The organism is Phenylobacterium sp. (assembly GCF_030645195.1).
Taxonomy (GTDB): Bacteria; Pseudomonadota; Alphaproteobacteria; order Caulobacterales; family Caulobacteraceae; genus Phenylobacterium.
Window position 1 is genome coordinate 1 of sequence record NZ_JAUSLW010000201.1, and the last position, 19,803, is coordinate 19,803.

A 19,803-nucleotide genomic window follows, 5' to 3' on the forward strand; every position below is an offset into this window, starting at 1 on the left:
TCGCCAGCTTCATCGGCGCCGCCCGGGACCGCTCGCGGCTGGTCTAGATCGGGGGTGGAGACGCGATCTCGGTTTCAGGGGCTTCGGCGCTTGAAACGAAGCGGGGTTTGCGTCATACACCCGCGCTCACGTCGGCGGCCCCGGGGCCGCCGCTTCCATTTCCACGCCTGAGAGATTCTCCCATGGCCGTTCCGAAACGCAAAACTTCGCCCTCGCGCCGCAACATGCGCCGCAGCCACGACGCCCTGGGCGCCAATTCCTATGTCGAAGACAAGGAAACCGGCGAACTGAAGCGCCCGCACCACGTCGACCTGAAGACCGGCATGTACAAGGGCCGCCAGGTCATCACGCCGAAGGAAGACTAGTCTTCCTCGCCGCCCTCACGGGCGCGCGGCGTCTTTCGAGCTTGAAGATCGAAAAGCCACCCGCCGCGGGCTCCGCGGCGGGTGGCTTTGCCTTGGGCGGTCCGCCGAACTGCTGATCCCCGGCGGCCTGCTCGCCCTCAGGAATTGCCCCGGCCGCCGAAGCTGGCTAAGGGTCGCGCGCCTTTTTCCACACGCGCCCGCCCGAGGAACGTCATGACCGAGATCGTCGACATCACCGCCCGCGAAATCCTCGACAGCCGCGGCAACCCGACGGTCGAGGTGGACGTGGTGCTGGAGGACGGCTCCATAGGCCGCGCCGCCGTCCCCTCCGGCGCCTCCACCGGCGCCCACGAGGCGATGGAGAAGCGCGACGGCGACAAGAGCCGCTACGGCGGCAAGGGCGTCCTGCAGGCGGTCGACGCCGTCAACGGCGAGATCTACGACGCGCTCTCCGGTTTCGAGGCCGAGGACCAGCGCCGCCTCGACACCCTGCTGATCGAGCTGGACGGCACCCCCAACAAGTCGCGCCTGGGCGCCAACGCCATCCTCGGGGTCAGCCTGGCCGTGGCCAAGGCCGCGGCGACGGCCGCCGACCTGCCGCTCTACAAATATGTCGGCGGGGTCTCGGCGCGGGTTCTGCCGGTGCCGATGATGAACATCATCAATGGCGGCGCCCACGCCGACAACCCGATCGACATCCAGGAATTCATGATCCTGCCCACCGGGGCGGCCACCTTCGCCGAAGGCCTGCGCATGGGCGCGGAGATCTTCCACGGCCTGAAGAGCGCGCTGAAGGCCGCCGGCCACAACACCAATGTCGGCGACGAGGGCGGCTTCGCCCCCAACATCGCCACCGCCGAGGAGGCGCTGGCCTTCATCGTCAAGTCCGGCGAGGCCGCCGGCTACAAGGCCGGCCGCGACTTCGTGCTGGGCCTCGACGTCGCCGCCACCGAGTTCTTCAAGGACGGCAAGTACGTGATGGCGGGGGAGGGCAAGACCCTCGATCCCGCCGGCATGGTCGACTACCTGGCGAATCTGGTGGCCCAGTTCCCCATCGTCACCATCGAGGACGGCTGCAGCGAGGACGACCTCGACGGCTGGAAGCTGCTCACCGACAAGCTGGGGGCGAAGATCCAGATCGTCGGCGACGACCTCTTCGTCACCAATCCCAAGCGCCTGTCCATGGGCATCGACAAGGGCCTGGCCAACTCCATCCTGGTGAAGGTCAATCAGATCGGCACCTTGTCAGAGACTCTTGACGCCGTGGAGATGGCCCACCGCGCCGGCTATACCTCGGTGATGAGCCACCGCTCGGGCGAGACCGAGGATTCCACCATCGCCGACCTGGCCGTCGCCGCCAATTGCGGACAGATCAAGACCGGGTCGCTGGCCCGCTCCGACCGCACCGCCAAGTACAATCAGCTCCTGCGCATCGAGGAAGAGCTGGGTGACCAGGCGGTCTATCTCGGCCGCGCCGCCCTCAAGGGCCGCTAGGATCCCAATCCGATAGGGCGGGGCGCTGCGTCTAAATCCCTTCTCCCCTTGCGGGAGAAGGTGGCCCTGCGGAGCAGGGTCGGATGAGGGGTCGATGTGCCTCTCAAGCAAACCCCACTCCGTCATCCCGGCCGCAGCGCAGCGGAGAGCCGGGACCCAGGGGCGGTGCGCTCCGCCCCTGGGTCCCGGATCGGCCTGGCGGCCGTCCGGGATGACGAAAATTGGGCTGAGCAGAACCCCCAAGACTTCAAGCGTCGCTATTGACCCCGGTCAAGGCGGCGCCTGAATTCCCAGGGCATGGCGGACAGGAAACCGGAGTCCCGCCATGTCCCTTCGCAACACCCGCGCCGCCTACGGTTGGGCGGCCATCGCCCTCCACTGGATCAGCGCGATCGGCGTCACCGCCCTCTACCTGCTGGGCGAGCAGATGGAGGAGGCGCCTGACCGGGCCGCCAAGATCGCCGCCCAGAACCTGCACGTCTCGGTCGCGGTCCTCCTCTTCACCTTCCTGGCCGCCCGCCTGCTGTGGAGCCTCTCCCAGCCCCATCCGCGGCCCCTGGAGCAGAATGTCTGGCTGCATCGGGCCGCCATGGCGGTCCAGGTCCTGTTCCTGCTGATGATCGCGGTGTTGCTGGTGACCGGGCCGCTCGCCATCTGGTCCGCCGCCCGGCCGATCCAGGTCTTCGACCTCTTCGCCATCCCCAGCCCCTTCCCGGTGCGCCTGGACTGGCTGCACGAAGCCGCCGAGGAGGTGCACGGCGCGGCCAGCAAGCTGTTCTGGCCCCTGATCGTCCTGCACGTCGCCGGCGCCCTGAAGCACCTGGTGATCGACCGCGACGGGACCCTGCAGCGGATCCTCTGGGTCAAGCGCGCCGGATAGGGCTAACCTCGCCCTGGCAGCCTTCGCCCCGGCCGCGCCGGCGCCTCAGTTCCAAAGGGTCAGCATGGTTCGATCTCACCGCGAAATGCACCTCATCGAGCGGGTCGGGTGGCTGCGGGCCGCGGTCCTGGGCGCCAATGACGGCATCGTCTCCACCGCCAGCCTGATCGTCGGCGTCGCCGCCGCCGCCCAGGGGCGCAGCGAGATTCTGGTGGCCGGCGTGGCGGGCCTTGTGGCCGGCGCCATGTCCATGGCCGCCGGCGAGTATGTCTCGGTCAGCTCGCAGTCCGACACCGAGCGGGCCGATCTCGCCCGGGAGAAGGGCGAACTCGCCACCCAGCCGGAGCTCGAACTGGCGGAGCTGGCGGGGATCTACGCCGAGCGCGGGGTCGAACCCGACCTCGCGCGCGAGGTCGCCCGGCAACTGATGGCCAAGGACGCCCTGGGCGCCCACGCCCGCGACGAGCTCGGCATCTCGGAGATGACCACGGCCAAGCCGGTGCAGGCGGCCATCACCTCGGCGCTCACCTTCGCGGCCGGGGCGGCCCTGCCGCTGGTCCTGGCCATCGTCACGCCCCTTCCGGCCCTGGTTCCGGCCGTCTCGGCGGCCTCCATCGCCTTCCTAGCCCTGCTGGGCGGGGTGGGCGCGCGGGCCGGCGGCGCTCCGATCTGGAAGGCGGTGGCCCGGGTGACCTTCTGGGGCGCCATGGCCATGGCCCTGACAGCCGGCGTCGGAGCCATTTTCGGTGTCGCGGCCTAAGGCCTGCATCCAGCTTGACGAGTGGCGTTCTTGGTTTTCCTTCTCCCCTTGCGGGAGAAGGTGGCCCTGCGGAGCAGGGTCGGATGAGGGGTCGATAGACCTATCCGGCCAACCCCATTGCCGAAACATGGAGAGGGGAGTGCGACCCCTCATCCGGCGCGCCCTGGCGCGCCACCTTCTCCCGCAAGGGGAGAAGGACGTGGCTGGAGCCAACTCTGTTGGACTCCGATCCTAGCCGTGTCGGAGCCAGCCCAAATATCCCCAATCCGATGCGACCCTTGGCCGGGCGATCTCAAGCTCGGCCGCAACGCAATGTTAAACATGAAGCGTCACCCTGACGCGGTCTGAAACGCGTTTGATTCCAAGCCAGTGCTCGCACGAATTCGCCCCTATCTGCCGACCGCCGCCCTGGCCTTCCTGATCTTCTATTTCGGGTTCCACGCCTTCACGGGCGATCGCGGCCTGCTATCCTCGAATCTGCGCGACGCGACCCTGGCCGCCAAGATCGCCGAACTGAACAAGGTGCGCATCGAGAGGCAGGATCTGGAGTCCCGCGCCCGACTCTTGCGCGACACCAGTCTTTCGGCCGATCTGCTGGAAGAGCGGGCTCGTTCCCTGCTAGGTTTCGCCGACCCGAGAGACTATGTGATCCGGGTGAAGCCGTAGGGCGGATTCGTTCGTTCTAGGGCGCGATGGCTGTGACCGCAGACTGGCCTTTGGCCTTTATCGCGCTCTACAGAAGGTTTGGAGCGTTATAGCTTCGACCCTGAAGCGATGACGCTCCACAGGACGACTGACTCGGGAACGAGGCCCCAGTGGCGAACTCCACGGAGAAACGAATGGCGCGCGGGCAGGCAAGCTCGACTTCCAAGCGGAAGAAGAATGACACCGGTGTCATCAGTGATAATACTGACCCGATGACCCAGGAATCCCTGCTCAAGTTCTATCGCGACATGCTGCTGATCCGCCGCTTCGAGGAGCGGGCCGGCCAGCTCTACGGCATGGGGCTGATCGGCGGCTTCTGCCACCTCTATATCGGCCAGGAAGCCATCGCCGTCGGCGTGCAGTCCATCAAGCAGCCGGGCGACCAGGTGATCACCGGCTACCGCGATCATGGCCACATGCTGGCCTGCGGCATGGATCCCAAGGAGGTCATGGCCGAACTCACCGGCCGCTTCACCGGCTCGTCCAAGGGCAAGGGCGGGTCGATGCACATGTTCTCGACGCAGGCCGATTTCTACGGCGGCCACGGCATCGTCGGCGCCCAGGTCAGCCTCGGCACCGGACTGGCGCTGGCCAACAAATACAAGGCCAACAAGAAGGTCGCCTTCACCTATTTCGGCGACGGCGCGGCCAACCAGGGCCAGGTCTATGAGAGCTTCAACATGGCCACGATCTGGAAGCTCCCGGTCGTCTATGTGATCGAGAACAACCAGTACGCCATGGGCACCTCCATCGAGCGGTCGTCCTCCGAGACGCACCTCTACAAGCGCGGCGCCTCCTTCCGGATCCCGGGCGAAGAGGTCGACGGCATGGACGTCCTGGCCGTGCAGGCCGCCGCGCGGAAGGCCGCCGAGCACGCGCGCTCCGGCGAGGGGCCCTACATCCTGGAGATGAAGACCTACCGCTACCGGGGCCACTCCATGAGCGACCCGGCCAAGTATCGCACCCGGGAAGAGGTCGACGAGGTGAGGAAAACTCGCGATCCCATCGATCATCTTCAGGAATTGCTGGAGCAGAAGGGCTGGGCCGACGAGGCTGCGCTGAAGGCCATCGACGCGGAGGTCAAGCGCATCGTCGCCGACGCCGCTGAGTTCGCCCGCACCTCGCCCGAGCCCGAGCTCTCCGAACTCTATACCGACGTCTATCTGGAGGCCGCCCAGTGACGGACGTCCTGATGCCCGCGCTGTCCCCCACCATGGAGGAGGGCACGCTCGCCAAGTGGCACGTGAAGGTCGGCGACTCCGTCCGCTCCGGCGACGTCATCGCCGAGATCGAGACCGACAAGGCCACCATGGAGGTCGAGGCCGTCGATGAGGGCGTGATCGAGGCGATCCTGGTTCCGGAAGGGACCGAGGAGGTCAAGGTCAACACCCCCATCGCTCGTCTCTCCGGCGAGGCCTCCGCCGCACCCCCTCAGTCGCAGCCTGCGGCTGCGCCAGCTCCCCCAGAGGGGGAGCATCTTGACGCTCCGCCGGCCGCCGTCACCGAGCCAAGATCCTCCCCCTTTGGGGGAGGGGAACCGCGAAGCGGTGGAGGGGGCCAGCCGCCCCAGACTTCCGAAGGGAAACCCAAGCCCGCCCTGCGCGATCCGGAGCTCCCCGAGGGCGTGAAGCTGGTCAAGACCACCCTCCGCGACGCCCTGCGCGACGCCATGGCCGAGGAGATGCGCCGCGACGAGACCGTCTTCCTGATGGGGGAGGAGGTCGCCCAGTACCAGGGCGCCTACAAGGTTTCCCGGGGCCTGCTGGAGGAGTTCGGCGACCGCCGGGTGATCGACACCCCGATCACCGAGCACGGCTTTGCTGGCTTGGGGGTCGGCGCCGCCATGGCGGGTCTGAAGCCGATCATCGAGTTCATGACCTTCAACTTCGCCATGCAGGCCATCGACCACATCATCAACTCGGCGGCCAAGACGCTCTACATGTCCGGCGGCCAGATCAAATGCTCGGTCGTGTTCCGCGGGCCCAACGGCGCGGCGGCCCGGGTCGGCGCCCAGCATAGCCAGGACTATTCGGCCTGGTACGCCCAGGTGCCCGGCCTGAAGGTGGTGGCGCCCTATGACGCCGCCGACGCCAAGGGCCTGCTCAAGGCCGCCATCCGCGACCCCAACCCCGTGGTCTTCCTGGAGCACGAGATGCTCTACGGGGTGGAGTTCGACGTGCCCGAGGGCGACTGGGTCGTGCCGATCGGCAAGGCCCGCGTCCGCCGCGAGGGGACCGACGTCACCATCACCGCCCACTCGCGCGCTGTCGGTCTGGCCCTGGAGGCCGCCGAGCGCCTGGCGGGCGAGGGGATCGAGGCCGAGGTCATCGACCTGCGCACCCTGCGCCCCCTGGACCACGAGACGGTCGTCGAGAGCGTCAAGAAAACCAACCGCCTGGTCACGGTCGAGGAGGGCTGGGGCCCCATGGGCGTCGGCGCCGAGGTGATCGCGCGCGTCCTGGAGCACGCCTTCGACTATCTCGACGCCCCACCGGCCCGGGTTTGTCAGGAAGACGTGCCCATGCCCTACGCGGCCAATCTGGAGGCGCTGTCCCTGCCCTCGGTCGACAAGATCGTGAAGGCGGTGAAGGCGGTCTGCTACCGATGAGCGGGGACGGCTTCACCTGGCGCGCCGGCGGCTGTCACTGCGGCGGCGTGCGGTTCGAGGTCGCCCTGCCCGAGGTGGTGGAGGCCCAGAGCTGCAACTGCTCCATGTGCGCCAAGTCGGGCTTCATCCACATCATCGTGCCCGAGAGCCGCTTCCGGGTGACCAAGGGCATGGAGCGGCTGGCCGAGTACAGCTTCAACACCCGCGTGGCCAAGCACCTGTTCTGCGCCGAATGCGGGATCAAGAGCTTCTACCGCCCGCGCTCCAACCCGGACGGCTGGTCGGTCAACGCCCGCTGCCTGGACGAGGCCGCCAGGCTCGACCTCACCGCCTTCGACGGCCAGAACTGGGAGGCCAACGCCGACCAGCTCGCCCACCTGTCGCTGGAGCCCTCATGACCCCTCTGCGCGCCTGCGCCCAACACAACCGCCCGAGCGCCTGACCATGCCCATCGACATCCTGATGCCCGCGCTGTCGCCCACCATGGAGGAGGGCACCCTCGCCAAGTGGCACGTGAAGAAGGGCGACGTGGTGAAGTCCGGCGACGTCATCGCCGAGATCGAGACCGACAAGGCGACCATGGAGGTCGAGGCCGTCGACGAGGGGACCGTGGACGAGATCCTGGTCCCCGAGGGCACGGAGAACGTCAAGGTCAACGCCCCCATCGCAAGGCTGTCGGGGGAGGGCGAGGCCGCGTCACCGGCCGCGAGTCAAAGTCCCCCTCAGTCGCAGCCTTTGGCTGCGCCAGCTCCCCCAAGAGGGGAGCATCTGGCGCCGGCGCCTGCGGAAAGCGCTGCGCCAAGATCCTCCCCCTCTGGGGGAGGGGGACCGCGAAGCGGTGGAGGGGGCCCGCCCGCCCAAGTCTCTGACGGGGCCCGCATCTTCGCCTCCCCGCTCGCCCGCCGCATCGCCGCCCAGAAGAACCTCGACCTCACCGCCCTGAAGGGCTCCGGCCCCCACGGCCGCATCATCAAGCGCGATGTCGAGGGCGCGAGCCCTGGGGTCGCCAAGGCGCCGGCGGCGGCCGGCGCCGCCACCGCCGCCCCGCGCCAGGTCCTCAGCCTGGCCCAGATGGGCATACCCGACGGCTCCTACGACCTCACGCCCCTGGATGGCATGCGCAAGACCGTCGCCCGCCGGCTGACCGACTCCTTCCGCGACGTGCCGCACTTCCCGCTCACCATCGACCTGGAGATCGACGCCTTGCTGGCCGGCCGCGCCAAGATCAACGCCATGCTGGAAAAGCAGGGGGTGAAGGTCAGCGTCAACGACCTGGTGATCAAGGCCTGCGCCATCGCCCTGAAGCAGGTGCCCGAGGCCAACGCTTCCTATTCGCCGGAGGGGATCGCGATGCACCACCACGCCGACATCGCCATGGCCGTGGCCATCGACGGCGGCCTGATCACCCCGATCATCCGCGCCGCCGAGACCAAGGGCCTGGCGGTCATCGCCACCGAGGCCAAGGACCTGGCCGCCCGGGCGCGGACCCGCAAGCTGAAGCCCGAGGAGTTCCAGGGCGGCACCTTCTCGGTCTCCAACCTCGGCATGTTCGGCATCAAGGCCTTCGCCTCGATCCTCAACGAACCCCAGGGCGCCATCCTCTCGGTGGGCGCGGGCGAACAGCGGCCCGTCGTGAAGAACGGCCAGCTGGCCGTCGCCACCGTCATGACCGTGACGCTCACCTGCGATCATCGCGTCGTCGACGGGGCCATCGGCGCCCGCTGGCTGCAGGCCTTCAAGGTGCTGATCGAAGATCCGATCACCATGATCGTCTAGGGGACTGGCCATGAGCATCTGTGACGTGAGATTCGCCCCCACCGTGACCCCGCGGTCGCTGGAAAGCGCCATCGAGGCTCGGCTCTGATGGCCGACACCTTCGACCTCATCGTCATCGGTTCGGGCCCCGGCGGCTATGTCACCGCCATCCGCGCCAGCCAGCTCGGCCTGAAGACCGCCATCATCGAGCGCGAGGCCCTGGGCGGCATCTGCCTCAACTGGGGCTGCATCCCCACCAAGGCCCTGCTCAAGTCGGGCGAGGCCTATGAGAACCTCTCCCACCTGGCCGACTACGGCATCAAGGTTGAGAAGGCCTCCTTCGACTTCGCCGGCATCATCAAGCGCTCCCGCAAGGTCGCCGCCCAGCTCAATTCCGGCGTCGCCTTCCTGATGAAGAAGCACAAGATCGAGGTGGTGGAGGGGACCGCCCGGCTGGAGAAGGGGACGCCCGCGCCCAATGTCGTCGTGGCCCTGAAGGCCGGCGGCTCGCGCACCCTCACCGCCAAGAACGTCATCCTGGCCACCGGCGCCCGGGCCCGCACCATTCCCGCCGTGGGGCTGGAGCCGGACGGCGACCGGGTCTGGACCTATCGCGAGGCCATGGCCCCCAAGGCCGCGCCCAAGTCGGTCATCGTCATCGGCTCGGGCGCCATCGGCATCGAGTTCGCCAGCTTCTACCGCGCCCTGGGCGCCGAGGTGACGGTGATTGAAGCCCTGCCGCGAATCCTTCCTGTGGAAGATGAGGAAATCTCCACAACCGCCCGCAAAGCCTTCGAAAAACGCGGAATCAAATTCCGCATTGGAGCCCAGGTCCAGGGGCTCGAGAAGCCGAAATCGGGGGGGGTCCGCATCACTGCATCAAGCGGCCAAACCTCCGAAACCCTCGAGGCCGAGGTGGCCATCGTCGCCGTCGGCATCGTCGGAAATGTCGAGGATCTGGGCCTCGAAGCCCTGGGCGCGAAGATCGACCGCACCCACGTTGTGACCGACGCCCACGGCGCGACCGGCGTGCCTGGCCTCTTCGCCATCGGCGATGTCGCCGGTCCCCCCTGGCTCGCCCACAAGGCCAGCCACGAGGGTGTCCACTGCGTCGAGCACATCGCGGGCCTCGCCCCGGCCAACCTCAACGCCCCGATCCCCGGTTGCACCTATTCCACCCCGCAGATCGCCTCTGTCGGGATCACCGAGGCCCAGGCCAGGGAGAAGGGGATCGCCGTCAAGGTCGGCCGCTTCCCGTTCCGGGTGAACGGCAAGGCCATCGCCTCGGGCGAGACCGAGGGTTTCGTGAAGACCATCTTCGACGAGAAGACCGGCGCCCTGCTGGGCGCCCACCTGATCGGCGGCGAGGTCACCGAGATGATCCAGGGCTTTGCGCTCGCCATGACGCTGGAGGCCACCGAGGCCGAGCTGATCGCCACCGTCTTCCCCCACCCGACGATGAGCGAGGCCATGCATGAGGCCTCGCTCGACGCCTATGGTCGGGTCCTACATATCTAGATCCGCTCGATGATCGCCGCCGGGGCCATGCCGCCGGCGGCGCACAGGGTGGCCATGCCGACCGAGAGGTCGCGGCGTTCCATCTCGTCCAGCAGGGTGCCCAGGATCATCGCCCCGGTCGCCCCGATCGGGTGACCCAGCGCGATGGCGCCGCCGTTCACATTGACGATCGCCGGGTCGACGTTCAGGTCGCGCATGAACTTGATCGGCACCACGGCGAAGGCCTCGTTGATCTCGACGAGCTGGATGTCCTTCATGGTCATGCCGGCCTTGGCCAAGGCCTTGCGGGCCGCCGGGCCAGGGGCGTTCAGCATCAGCTCGGGCGAATCGCCCGCGGTGGAGACCGACCGGATTCGGGCGCGGGGCTTCAGGCCATGGGCCCGGGCGTATTCCGGGGAGGCGATGACCACGGCGCCGGCGCCGTCCACGACGCCCGACGAGTTTCCGGCATGGTGGACGTGGTTGATCTTCAGGTCCGGATAGGTGGCTTCCACCAGCTTGCGGAAGGAGAGGCCCTCCTCGTCCAGGGGCACGTCATAGAGGGTGGCGAAGGCGGCCTTCAGGGCCGCTAGGCCCTCGGCGGTCGTGCTGGCGCGGGGATACTCCTCGCGGTCCAGGGCGATGCTGCCGTCGTCATTGTAGACGGTGACCAGGCTGCGGTCGAAATAGCCATTGGCGATGGCGTGGGCGGCGCGACGCTGGCTTTCCAGCGCCAGCGCATCGACGTCCTCGCGGGTGATGCCCTCCAGGGTCGCCACCACGTCGCCGCAGACGCCTTGGTGCGGCTGCGGGTGGATCGCGCGCAGGTGGGCATTGCCAGAGTCCAGGGTCGGTCCCACGGGCCGCTTCAGGGTCGAGCCGTAGGACATCGACTCAACGCCGCCGGCCACCACCAGATCCTGGGCGCCGGACATCACGCCCATGGCCGCCAGGTTCACCGCCGTCAGGCCCGAACCGCAGAAGCGGTCCAGGGACATACCGGCCGCCTCATTGGCGTAGCCGGCGTCCAGGGCCGCCATGCGGGCGATGCAGGAGCCCTGCTTGCCGAACTGGGTGCCGCAGCCGGCGATCACGTCGTCGATGTCGGCCGTATTGAGGTTGTTCCGCTCCGCCAGGGCCTTCAGCACCGTGGACAGGATGCGCTGCGGGTGGACGCCCGACAGCGCGCCCTTCTCAGGCTTGCCCACGCCACGGGGTGTGCGGGCGACGTCGATGATCCAGGCCTCGGTCATGGGGTGGTCCTCTCAAGCTCAGTTTGCGCGCAAGCGCCGATCGAGGTCTGAGCATGGACCCGGCGACCCCACGGCAGCCAAGAGTTTATTCGTCAGGGATTCTTGCGGACCAGCGCATCGACGCTCCCCATCACCGGCGATGACGCCGTTTGGGCGCGCTGTTCCTCTGCCCGGGCGCTAGGCGGCGCGGCGCCCCTCGGCCTCCACCATGCGTTGGATCACCACATAGTCGGTCTTGCCGGTGCCCAGGACGGGCACCTCGGGAACCTTGATGATCTTCTTGGGCACGTTCAATTCCGAGGCGCCGATGGCCTTGGCGTGGGCCACCAGGGCCGTTGAATCGGCGTCGCGGCGGTCGGTGACTAGGATCAGGCGCTCGCCCTTGCGGGCGTCGGGCATGGCGATCACCGCGTGGCGGCTGTCGGGCCAGACCGCGATGGCCAGGTCCTCGGCGGCGGTCAGGGAGACCATCTCGCCGCCCACCTTGGCGAAGCGCTTCACCCGGCCCCGGATCGTGACCCAGTCGTCGTCGGAGATGTCGACGACGTCGCCGGTGTCATGCCAGCCGTCGACCAGCGGCTCCACCGAGCCGTCAGGCCGCAGATAGCCGCTCATCACATTGGGACCGCGGACGTAGAAGCGGCCGCCGCCGGGAATGCCCTCCACCGGCTCCAGGCGCGTCTGGATACCCGGCAGCAGGCCGCCGACGGTGCCGCGGCGGTTGTCGATGGGCTTGTTCACCGCGATCACCGGGGCGGCCTCGGTGGCGCCGTAGCCCTCCAGCACCGGCACATCGCCGAACTTGTCGCGGATCAGGTTGTGGGTCTCTTCCCGAACCTTTTCCGCGCCGCAGACGATGAACTTCAGGTTGGCCAGCTCGTCGTACTCGGCGACCCGGGCGTACTGGTTCAGGAAGGTGTCGGTGGCCAGCAGGATGGAGGCCTTGGAGTCCTTCAGCAGGGGCGGGATGACCTTGGTGTGCAGGGGCGAGGGGTACTGGAACGCCTTCATGCCGGTCAGAATGGGCAGCAAGACGCCGCCGGTCAGGCCGAAGCAGTGGAAGGTGGGCAGGGGGTTGAACATCACCCAGTCAGGATCGAGCGGGATGTGGGCGGCGATCTGGTAGACGTTGGCCACCAGATTGGCCTGGCTCAGCACCACGCCCTTGGGGGCGCCGAAGCTGCCCGAGGTGAACAGGATCACCCCCGGATCGCCGGGCTTGGTCTCGGCCACGAAGGGCTTGGGGAAGGCCGCCGCCGTGGCGGCGAACAGCTTGTCGGCCAGGCCGATCTTCTGCCGCACGTCCTCCAGATAGGTGACGGTGGCGACCTCCTCCAGGGCGTCGATCAGGTCGTGAAGCTGGCCCTGCTCGATGAACCGGTTGGCGGTCAGCACCCGTTTGACCCCGGCCAGCTTGCAGGCGGCCTTCAGGTTCCGGATTCCGGCCGTGAAGTTCAGCATGGTGGGCACGCGGCCAAAGGCGTGCAGGGCGAAGAAGGTCACCACGGCGGCCGAGCTGGCGGGCAGCATGACGCCCACCCGTTCGCCCTTCTCCGTCATCGCCGCGATCTTGCGGCCGAGCGCGAAGGCGGCTCGGACAAGATCGGTATAGGACAGCGGATTGCGCTCCTGGTCCTCCAGGATGAGCTTCTTCGCGCCGTACCTGGCGCGAGCGTCGAGCAGAGCGTCGAACAGGGTTCGTTCGCTCTCAAGCGGATCAAATGTACGCGACAAAGGCGAAGACCTCCCCGATCGGATCGCCGTTTCTTGGAACCTAAGCCTATCGTCGGGGGGCGCCATTGCAAGGATACGTTACAAACCGTGAGCTGGTTTCACGGGGTAGGCGGAGAATTTTCCTCGGGAATCGCGGCGAGGGCGGGGGTTGCGGCTGCCAGCGGCGCGACTTCGGCGGCGCGTTCGGCGTCGACCTTGGCGGCGATGTAGCCGCTCACCTCGTTCATCCAGGGTTGGCGGAAGCGGTCCTGCTCCAGATGCAGGGCGGGCCAGGCGCCGGGGATGGCCACGGATCGGCAACGGGGCAGGGCCTTGCAGAGGGCCAGGTTAGCGGCCGCCGTGCGCGCGGGCAGCAACATCAGGACGTCGGCCTTCACCTGGGCGGCGCCGGCCTCGACCGCGCGGCTTGCCGCCTGGTGCGCGCCGCGCCAACCCAGGCTGGCCGAGGACATGCGCAGGTCGGGATTGGCGGTCTGCCAGGCCTGCTGCACCCGGCCGCGCCAGGCGTCGTGGGTGAGGCCTTGGGCGCGGTCGTCCGGCGACGAACGGCTCCAGGGCCGCCAGTCGGGGGAGGGCAGACGGCCCAGCCCAGCCCGGCCGGCCAGGGCCTGGGCGGAATCGGCGCTCACCGCCAGGGGCGCGAGGGCCGGGGAGGAAACGATCACCCCGTCCGCCTTCAGCCCCGTCTCCACCGCACGCAGGGCGACGACCGCGCCGTCGGCGTGGCCGAGCAGGATGAGGGGCGTGTTGTCCGTCGGCCGGATCACCACGCTGACCAGGGCCCGCAGGTTGGCGACGTCGGGATCGAAGCTGGGGACGAAGCCCAGGTCGCGGGGCAGGGTGTAACGGGCCGATCCGCCCTGGCCGGCGCGCTCCAGGATCCAGACCGTGTAGCCCCGGCGTATCAGCTCACCGGCGGTCTCGAACCAGGCCTCGGCCGATTCCCCGTAGCCCGGCAGGATGACGACCGTGGCCCGCGGCGCCCGCCAGCCGGCGGCGACGCCATAACGCTGGGTGGGCTTTCCGCCCGTCTCGATCAGCCCCCAGGCCCAGCCCTCGGGGGGATAGAAGCGGGGGCTGAGGGACGGCGGGGCCCGGCTCTCCGCGAACGGGCCCAGCACATCGCTCCGACCGCACGCCGCGAGCAACAGGAGCAGAGCGGCGACGGCGAACGCGCGGACCATGACTTGTTTGAGCCCAGATCGCCGCTGTGGCGCAAGGCCGCTCAATCACGGCTTGATCCGCGAGCCTCGAACGCCGATTTAGGGGCCATGGCGACCGTCATCGACACCGTCACCGGCGCAAGGCCGCGACACCCAGAAAAGCAGTCCCGGCCCGACACGCCGATGCTGCGCAAGCCGGAATGGCTGCGCGTACGCGCGCCGGGCTCCCCGGGCTATGCGGCGACCCGGGCGACGGTGAAGGAACACGGCCTCACCACGGTCTGCGAGGAGGCCGCCTGCCCCAACATCGGCGAGTGTTGGTCCATCAACCACGCCACCATGATGATCATGGGCGACACCTGCACCCGGGCCTGCGCTTTCTGCAACGTCATCACCGGCAAGCCCCAGCCCTTGGACCCCACCGAGCCCGCCCGCGTCGGCGACGCCGTGGCGAAGATGGGGCTGAAGCACGTGGTCATCACCTCGGTGGACCGCGACGACCTCGCCGACGGGGGCGCGGCGCACTTCGCCGCCGTCGTCCGCGCGATCCGCGCGGCGGCGCCTGCCACCACCATCGAGATTTTGACCCCGGACTTCCTGCGCAAGCCGGTGGCCGCCGCCGAACTGGTGATCGACGCCAAGCCCGACGTCTTCAACCACAACCTCGAGACCGTGCCGCGCCTCTACCTCTCGATCCGTCCCGGCGCCCGCTACTTCCACTCCCTGCGCCTGCTGGAGCGGGTGAAGGAGCGCGACCCCGAGCAGTTCACCAAGTCGGGCCTGATGGTCGGCCTTGGGGAGACCAAGGAAGAGGTCATGCAGGTGATGGACGACATGCGTACGGCCGGCATCGATTTCCTGACCATCGGCCAGTACCTGCAGCCGACCCGAAAGCACGCCGCCATCGACCGCTATGTGACCCCCGACGAGTTCCACGCCTATGAGGAGATCGCCCGGGCCAAGGGCTTCCTGATGGTGTCGGCCAGCCCGCTCACCCGCTCGTCGCACCATGCCGGCGAGGACTTCGCCAGGCTGCAGGCCGCCCGTCGGGCCAAGGACGCCGCGGCCTAGGGACTTGCGCCATCACGTCACCAAGACGCTGCCCTATGGGCCCGAGCAGCTCTTCGCCCTGGTGGGCGATGTCGAGGCCTACCCGCAGTTCGTCCCCTGGGTCACCGGCATGCGGACCTGGAACCCGCGCACCGACAGCCAGGGCATGAGCTGGGTGGACGCCGAGGCCAGGGTCGGCTTCGCCTTCCTGAAGGAGAGCTTCTCCACTCGGGTGCGGCGCGATCCGGTCGGCCGCCAGATCGACGTCACCTTGCTGTCGGGGCCTTTCAAGACCCTGCGCAACCAGTGGCGGTTCGAGCCCGACCCCGCCGGAACCCGCGTCGAGTTCGACATCGAATTCGCCTTCAAGTCTCGGATGCTGGAGGCCTTGCTGGCCGCCAACTTCAGCCACGCCGTCGACAAGCTGATGGATTGCTTCGAAGCCCGCGCCAAGACCCTCTACGGCTAGGTCATCCGGTCCCGCAGGGCCTGCAGGGCGGCCTGGACGGCGGCGAGCTGCACCTCCGAGCGGGTCTCGTACTGGAAAAATTCCTGGCGGTGCATCAGGCCGTGATTGGTCCGCGCCGTGGCGATGTGGACGGTGCCCACCGGCTTGAACGAGGTGCCGCCGTGCGGGCCGGCGACGCCGGTCACCGCCACGGAGATGTGGGCGTTAGAGGCCTCCAGGGCGCCCTCGGCCATCATCCGGGCGACGGGCTCGGAGACGGCCCCCAGGTCGGCGATCAGGTCGCCCGGCACCCCCAACAGCTCCTGCTTGGCGCGGTTGGTGTAGGTGACGAAGCCGCGTTCGAAGACGTCCGAGGCGCCGGAGATCGAGCAGATCGCGCCGGCCACCAGGCCCCCGGTGCAGCTCTCGGCGGTGACAATCCGCAAGTTCCGCTCCCGGGCCTCGTCGATCAGCAGGCGCGCCAGGGTCTCGATCTCAAGGGAAAACATGCGGCGTGACTCCGACAAAGCTAGGCAAGGGTGAGGCGAGACCACAACATCGCCGCGACCCCAGACACAAGACGATTCGAGACATGACCACGCAGGACGCCGCCGCCAATCCCGCCGCGGCCCGCTCGCCGGCCCTGTTCGCCCTGACCGTCTTCGCCAGCGCCTGCCTGGTCTTCCTGGTCGAGCCGATGATCGCCAAGCTGGTCCTGCCCCTGCTGGGCGGGGGGCCGTCGATATGGAACACCAGCCTGGCCTTCTTCCAGGCCGCCCTGCTGGCTGGCTACGGCTACGCCCACCTGCTGCAGCGGGTTCGGTCCATCCGCCTGCAGGCGGGACTGCACCTGGCCGCCATGGTGCTGGCGGCGCTGGTCCTGCCGTTACACGTCACCGGGGTATTCGGCGCGCCAAGCTCGGAACACCCGGCCCTATGGCTGCTGGGGGTGATGGCCGTATCCATTGGCGCCCCCTTCGCGGTGCTCTCGGCCACCGCGCCCCTGGCGCAGGCCTGGCACGCCCGCACCCTGCACGCCGAAACGGGCTCCGAGCCCTATGTCCTCTACGCCGCCAGCAACCTGGGCAGCCTGCTGGCCCTGTTGGCCTATCCCATCGTGGTGGAGCCCCTGGCCACCCTGCACGGCCAGGCCGTGGGGTGGAGTCTCGGCTACGGCGCCTTCGTCCTGCTGATGGCCGCGCTGATGATCTTCGTCACCCGGGTCGGCGGGGAGGCCGCGCCGATCGTCGTGGTGGAGGGCGACGTCCCCGAGGCGGTTCCCACCTGGCGCGATCGGCTGACCTGGATCGTGCTGGCGGCCATCCCCTCCAGCCTGATGATGGGGGTGACCACCCACCTGGCCACCGACGTGGCCTCCGCGCCCTTCTTATGGGTGATCCCGCTGGCGCTCTACCTAGTCACCTTCATCATCGCATTCTCCACCAAGCCCGTGATGTCGGAGCAGACCACCCTGATCCTGCAGGCCGCGGCGGTGGCGGCCTGCGCCTCGATCCTGCCCTTCAGGGTCAGCAATTTCTTCCTGCAGATCTTCGTCCACCTCTCGGCCTTCTTCCTGACGGCGCTGATGTGCCATCAGGCCCTGGTGGCCCGGCGACCGACGCCGGCGCACCTGACCGGATTCTACCTGTGGATGTCGCTCGGCGGGGTGGTGGGTGGCGGCTTCAACGCCTTCGTCGCCCCGGTGATCTTCAACAATGTCTGGGAGTACCCGCTGGTCCTGGCGCTCGCTTGCCTGGTCAGGCCCTGGGGCGACGGGCCAGTGGAGCGCTGGCGCTGGGTGACCTTCGCCATCGGGTGCGTCGCCGCGGCCGGCGCGCCTCTGGCCGTCCTGGCGGCCTATAACGGCGAGATCGGCCGCGCCAATCTGTTGGGAACCACGGGCCACGACCTGATGCTTCTGCTGGTCAGGCTGCTGTTGGCCGCCGCCGTGGTCTGCGCCTTCATCGTGCGTCGGCGTGGCCTGGTGTTCTTCGGGATCATCGTGATCATCTCGCTCGCCGCGGAGGGCGCGGGCGACAAGGTCGACGTGTTGAAAAGCTGGCGCAGCTTCTTTGGCGTGGTGCGCCAGTCAGAGTTGCAGTTGGCGCCCCTGGGCGGGACGGTGCGCCTGCTGTCGCACGGCACCACCCTGCACGGCGCCCAGGCCCAGGATCCGCGCTTCCGCTGCCGGCCCCTGGTCTACTACGCGCCGGAGACGCCGATCGGCCAGGTCTTCACCCAGGCGGCGCGCGACAAGCCCGCCCTGCGCATCGGCGCGGTGGGCCTGGGGACCGGCGCGGTGGCCGCCTATACACGGCCCGCAGACCGGTTGACCTTCTTCGAGATCGATCCGCTGGTGATCCGCATCTCAACCGATCCGGCCCATTTCAGCTACACGACAGCCTGCGCCCGGGGGAAGATCGACTATGTGGTGGGCGACGCCCGCCTGACCCTGGCCAAGCAGCCCAGGGACCAGTTCGACATCCTGCTGATCGACGCCTTCTCCTCCGACAGCGTTCCGGCCCACCTGCTGACTGTCGAGGCCATGCGCGGCTACCTCTCCCGCATCAAGCCGGACGGGGTGCTCATCCTGCACCTGTCCAACCGCAACCTCGACCTGCGCAGCCCGGCCATGGCGGTGGCCTATGCCGCCGGCGGCGAGGCTCTGCTGCAGCGGCACGACGCGGCCAAGAGTTCGCCCATGCTGTGGGAGTCCTCCGAGGACGCGCTGATCGTGGCCCGCAACGCAAAGGCGCTCGCCGCCTTCGCCGCCGATCCGCGCTGGAAGCCGACGGAGCCCGTGCTGGTCCGGCCCTGGACCGACGACTACACCAACCTGGTCGGGGCGCTCTATGGGCGCATGAAGGAACGCTGGGCCTGGCTGCCCTAGAGAGGCGTTTCTACGGTCGCGATCGCCTGGGCCATCAGGCCCTCGCCGCGGCCGGTGAAGCCCATGCCCTCGGTCGTCGTGGCCTTCACGCTGACGCGGTCCAGGGGTAGGTCCAGCAACTCCGCGATGCGCGCGCGCATCGCGTCGCGGTGTGGGCGGATCTTGGGGCGCTCGCAGATCAGGGTGACGTCGACATTGACGATCGTGCCGCCCTTGGCCGCCACCAGGCCCGCGGCGTGGACCAGGAAGCGGTCGGAGGACGCGCCCTTCCACTGGGGATCGCTGGGCGGAAAGTGTTCGCCGATGTCGCCTTCGCCGATGGCGCCGAGGATGGCGTCGGTGAGGGCGTGCAGGCCGGCGTCGGCGTCGGAGTGGCCGATCAGGGTCTGGTCGTGATCGATCTTCACCCCGCAGAGCCAGACGGCCTTGCCGGGCCCCCAGCGGTGGGCGTCGACGCCGAAGCCGGTGCGGGTGATCCGGCGGCCGCCCGCCAACGTCTCTGCCATGGCGAAGTCCTCCGGATAGGTCAGCTTCATCAACAGGGGATCGCCGGCGACCAGGGCTACCTTGCCGCCAGCCCGCTCCACCACGGCCGCGTCGTCGGTGGGCTCGGCGCCGGCGGGCCAGGCGGCGTAGGCGTTCCGCAGGGTGCGATAGCCGAAGGCCTGGGGCGTCTGGGCGCGCCAGAGGCCATCGCGGGAGACCGTCTCGGTGATCACGCCGGCGACGCGCTTCAAGGTGTCGGCGACGGGGAGGGCCGGGACGGCACCGTCGGCCTCGGCCAGAGCCGCCAGCAGGCGCTCGACGTGCGCCGTGGTCACGAAGGGTCGGGCCGCGTCGTGGATCAGGACCGGCTCATCATCGGCGGCCGTAAGCGCAGCGAGACCGGCTTGGACCGACTCAGCCCGCGTGGCGCCGCCCGCGACAGCTTTCCAGCCCGCCAGTCCGGCAAGCGTCTCGGTGGCATCCTGCAAGCGCTCGCCGGCGGTGACCACGATGATTTCTCGGGCTCCAGCGCGGGCCAGAGCCTCCGCCGACCAGCGCAGAATCGGCCGCCCCCCCAGGCTGCGCCAGGGTTTGGGAGCTCCGGGCCCGGCCCGGGTGCTGGCGCCGGCGGCGACGATGACGGCGGAAAAGTTCATGGCGACGTTGTTTAGAGGGCGAACGTGTCCTGTCTAGGCTTTACGGCGCCGCACAATGT

Annotated in this window: 18 protein-coding genes; 13 read left to right on the forward strand and 5 right to left on the reverse strand. The window is 68.6% G+C overall.

Annotated features, from left to right (window positions below):
• Nucleotides 1-182 precede the first annotated feature (182 nt).
• From rpmF to lpdA, 10 genes are all read left to right on the forward strand, one after another.
• Nucleotides 183-365 (forward strand): 50S ribosomal protein L32, encoded by a 183-nt coding sequence (rpmF, locus tag Q7T09_RS18295; RefSeq protein ID WP_304701635.1) that lies wholly within the window; start codon nucleotides 183-185, stop codon nucleotides 363-365.
• 213 nt (nucleotides 366-578) lie between these two features.
• Entirely contained in the window at nucleotides 579-1,859 is a 1,281-nt protein-coding gene (gene eno / locus Q7T09_RS18300; protein ID WP_304701636.1) for a phosphopyruvate hydratase, read from the forward strand.
• A gap of 325 nt (nucleotides 1,860-2,184) precedes the next feature.
• Nucleotides 2,185-2,739 carry a cytochrome b gene (locus tag Q7T09_RS18305; protein ID WP_304701637.1) on the forward strand — a complete coding sequence of 185 codons (555 nt, stop codon included), beginning with the start codon at nucleotides 2,185-2,187 and terminating at the stop codon, nucleotides 2,737-2,739.
• Nucleotides 2,740-2,803: 64 nt separating this feature from the next.
• Nucleotides 2,804-3,499 (forward strand): VIT family protein, encoded by a 696-nt coding sequence (locus Q7T09_RS18310; RefSeq protein ID WP_304701638.1) that lies wholly within the window; start codon nucleotides 2,804-2,806, stop codon nucleotides 3,497-3,499.
• Between the two features lie 369 nt (nucleotides 3,500-3,868).
• Nucleotides 3,869-4,165, forward strand: coding sequence for a septum formation initiator family protein (locus tag Q7T09_RS18315; RefSeq protein WP_304701639.1), 297 nt, complete (start codon nucleotides 3,869-3,871; stop codon nucleotides 4,163-4,165).
• A gap of 173 nt (nucleotides 4,166-4,338) precedes the next feature.
• Complete coding sequence (gene pdhA, locus Q7T09_RS18320) at nucleotides 4,339-5,385, forward strand: pyruvate dehydrogenase (acetyl-transferring) E1 component subunit alpha (protein WP_304701640.1); 1,047 nt, start codon at nucleotides 4,339-4,341, stop codon at nucleotides 5,383-5,385.
• Complete coding sequence (locus Q7T09_RS18325; RefSeq protein ID WP_304701641.1) at nucleotides 5,382-6,812, forward strand: pyruvate dehydrogenase complex E1 component subunit beta; 1,431 nt, start codon at nucleotides 5,382-5,384, stop codon at nucleotides 6,810-6,812. Before pdhA ends, Q7T09_RS18325 begins: the two co-directional genes overlap by 4 nt.
• Entirely contained in the window at nucleotides 6,809-7,210 is a 402-nt protein-coding gene (locus tag Q7T09_RS18330) for a GFA family protein (RefSeq protein WP_304701642.1), read from the forward strand. The genes Q7T09_RS18325 and Q7T09_RS18330 overlap by 4 nt, the downstream gene beginning before the upstream one ends.
• Nucleotides 7,211-7,256: 46 nt before the next feature.
• Nucleotides 7,257-8,588 (forward strand): pyruvate dehydrogenase complex dihydrolipoamide acetyltransferase, encoded by a 1,332-nt coding sequence (locus tag Q7T09_RS18335; protein ID WP_304701643.1) that lies wholly within the window; start codon nucleotides 7,257-7,259, stop codon nucleotides 8,586-8,588.
• Nucleotides 8,589-8,675: 87 nt separating this feature from the next.
• The gene (gene lpdA, locus Q7T09_RS18340) at nucleotides 8,676-10,085 is read left to right on the forward strand and encodes a dihydrolipoyl dehydrogenase (RefSeq protein WP_304701644.1); all 1,410 of its coding nucleotides are present in this window, start codon (nucleotides 8,676-8,678) and stop codon (nucleotides 10,083-10,085) included.
• Here lpdA and Q7T09_RS18345 read toward each other — a convergent pair.
• The 3 genes from Q7T09_RS18345 to Q7T09_RS18355 form a co-directional block, all read right to left on the reverse strand.
• On the reverse strand, nucleotides 10,082-11,317 hold the full coding sequence (locus Q7T09_RS18345; RefSeq protein WP_304701645.1) for an acetyl-CoA C-acetyltransferase: 1,236 nt from the start codon (nucleotides 11,315-11,317) through the stop codon (nucleotides 10,082-10,084). The two genes, lpdA and Q7T09_RS18345, sit on opposite strands and share 4 nt — an antisense overlap.
• A 177-nt stretch (nucleotides 11,318-11,494) precedes the next feature.
• The gene (locus tag Q7T09_RS18350) at nucleotides 11,495-13,051 is read right to left on the reverse strand and encodes an AMP-binding protein (RefSeq protein WP_304701646.1); all 1,557 of its coding nucleotides are present in this window, start codon (nucleotides 13,049-13,051) and stop codon (nucleotides 11,495-11,497) included.
• Between the two features lie 98 nt (nucleotides 13,052-13,149).
• The gene (locus tag Q7T09_RS18355) at nucleotides 13,150-14,172 is read right to left on the reverse strand and encodes an alpha/beta fold hydrolase (RefSeq protein WP_304701647.1); all 1,023 of its coding nucleotides are present in this window, start codon (nucleotides 14,170-14,172) and stop codon (nucleotides 13,150-13,152) included.
• A gap of 150 nt (nucleotides 14,173-14,322) precedes the next feature.
• Here Q7T09_RS18355 and lipA point away from each other — a divergent pair, with 150 nt between their 5' ends.
• Both lipA and Q7T09_RS18365 read left to right on the forward strand, forming a co-directional pair.
• Nucleotides 14,323-15,285: a lipoyl synthase gene (gene lipA, locus Q7T09_RS18360; RefSeq protein ID WP_304701648.1), complete on the forward strand. Its 963-nt coding sequence runs from the start codon at nucleotides 14,323-14,325 to the stop codon at nucleotides 15,283-15,285.
• A 4-nt stretch (nucleotides 15,286-15,289) separates the two neighbouring features.
• Nucleotides 15,290-15,733, forward strand: a complete 444-nt coding sequence (locus Q7T09_RS18365) for a type II toxin-antitoxin system RatA family toxin (protein ID WP_304701649.1) — start codon at nucleotides 15,290-15,292, stop codon at nucleotides 15,731-15,733.
• On the opposite strand, the gene Q7T09_RS18370 is transcribed toward Q7T09_RS18365, so the two are convergent.
• Nucleotides 15,730-16,221, reverse strand: a complete 492-nt coding sequence (locus Q7T09_RS18370) for a CinA family protein (protein WP_304701650.1) — start codon at nucleotides 16,219-16,221, stop codon at nucleotides 15,730-15,732. The two genes, Q7T09_RS18365 and Q7T09_RS18370, sit on opposite strands and share 4 nt — an antisense overlap.
• A gap of 83 nt (nucleotides 16,222-16,304) precedes the next feature.
• On the opposite strand from Q7T09_RS18370, the gene Q7T09_RS18375 reads away from it, so the two are divergent.
• The gene (locus tag Q7T09_RS18375; protein WP_304701651.1) at nucleotides 16,305-18,602 is read left to right on the forward strand and encodes a spermidine synthase; all 2,298 of its coding nucleotides are present in this window, start codon (nucleotides 16,305-16,307) and stop codon (nucleotides 18,600-18,602) included.
• Here the strand turns inward: Q7T09_RS18375 and Q7T09_RS18380 are convergent.
• The gene (locus tag Q7T09_RS18380; protein WP_304701652.1) at nucleotides 18,599-19,744 is read right to left on the reverse strand and encodes a bifunctional 2-C-methyl-D-erythritol 4-phosphate cytidylyltransferase/2-C-methyl-D-erythritol 2,4-cyclodiphosphate synthase; all 1,146 of its coding nucleotides are present in this window, start codon (nucleotides 19,742-19,744) and stop codon (nucleotides 18,599-18,601) included. The genes Q7T09_RS18375 and Q7T09_RS18380 overlap by 4 nt on opposite strands.
• Nucleotides 19,745-19,803 lie beyond the last annotated feature (59 nt).

Coding starts and splice junctions, on each gene's coding strand:
- rpmF (WP_304701635.1), top strand. CDS start 183: ATGGCCGTTCCGAAACGCAAAACTTCGCCCTCGCGCCGCAACATGCGC.
- lipA (WP_304701648.1), top strand. CDS start 14,323: ATGGCGACCGTCATCGACACCGTCACCGGCGCAAGGCCGCGACACCCA.
- Q7T09_RS18335 (WP_304701643.1), top strand. CDS start 7,257: ATGCCCATCGACATCCTGATGCCCGCGCTGTCGCCCACCATGGAGGAG.
- Q7T09_RS18310 (WP_304701638.1), top strand. CDS start 2,804: ATGGTTCGATCTCACCGCGAAATGCACCTCATCGAGCGGGTCGGGTGG.
- Q7T09_RS18380 (WP_304701652.1), bottom strand. CDS start 19,744: ATGAACTTTTCCGCCGTCATCGTCGCCGCCGGCGCCAGCACCCGGGCC.
- Q7T09_RS18330 (WP_304701642.1), top strand. CDS start 6,809: ATGAGCGGGGACGGCTTCACCTGGCGCGCCGGCGGCTGTCACTGCGGC.
- Q7T09_RS18370 (WP_304701650.1), bottom strand. CDS start 16,221: ATGTTTTCCCTTGAGATCGAGACCCTGGCGCGCCTGCTGATCGACGAG.
- lpdA (WP_304701644.1), top strand. CDS start 8,676: ATGGCCGACACCTTCGACCTCATCGTCATCGGTTCGGGCCCCGGCGGC.
- Q7T09_RS18305 (WP_304701637.1), top strand. CDS start 2,185: ATGTCCCTTCGCAACACCCGCGCCGCCTACGGTTGGGCGGCCATCGCC.
- Q7T09_RS18345 (WP_304701645.1), bottom strand. CDS start 11,317: ATGACCGAGGCCTGGATCATCGACGTCGCCCGCACACCCCGTGGCGTG.
- pdhA (WP_304701640.1), top strand. CDS start 4,339: ATGGCGCGCGGGCAGGCAAGCTCGACTTCCAAGCGGAAGAAGAATGAC.
- eno (WP_304701636.1), top strand. CDS start 579: ATGACCGAGATCGTCGACATCACCGCCCGCGAAATCCTCGACAGCCGC.
- Q7T09_RS18375 (WP_304701651.1), top strand. CDS start 16,305: ATGACCACGCAGGACGCCGCCGCCAATCCCGCCGCGGCCCGCTCGCCG.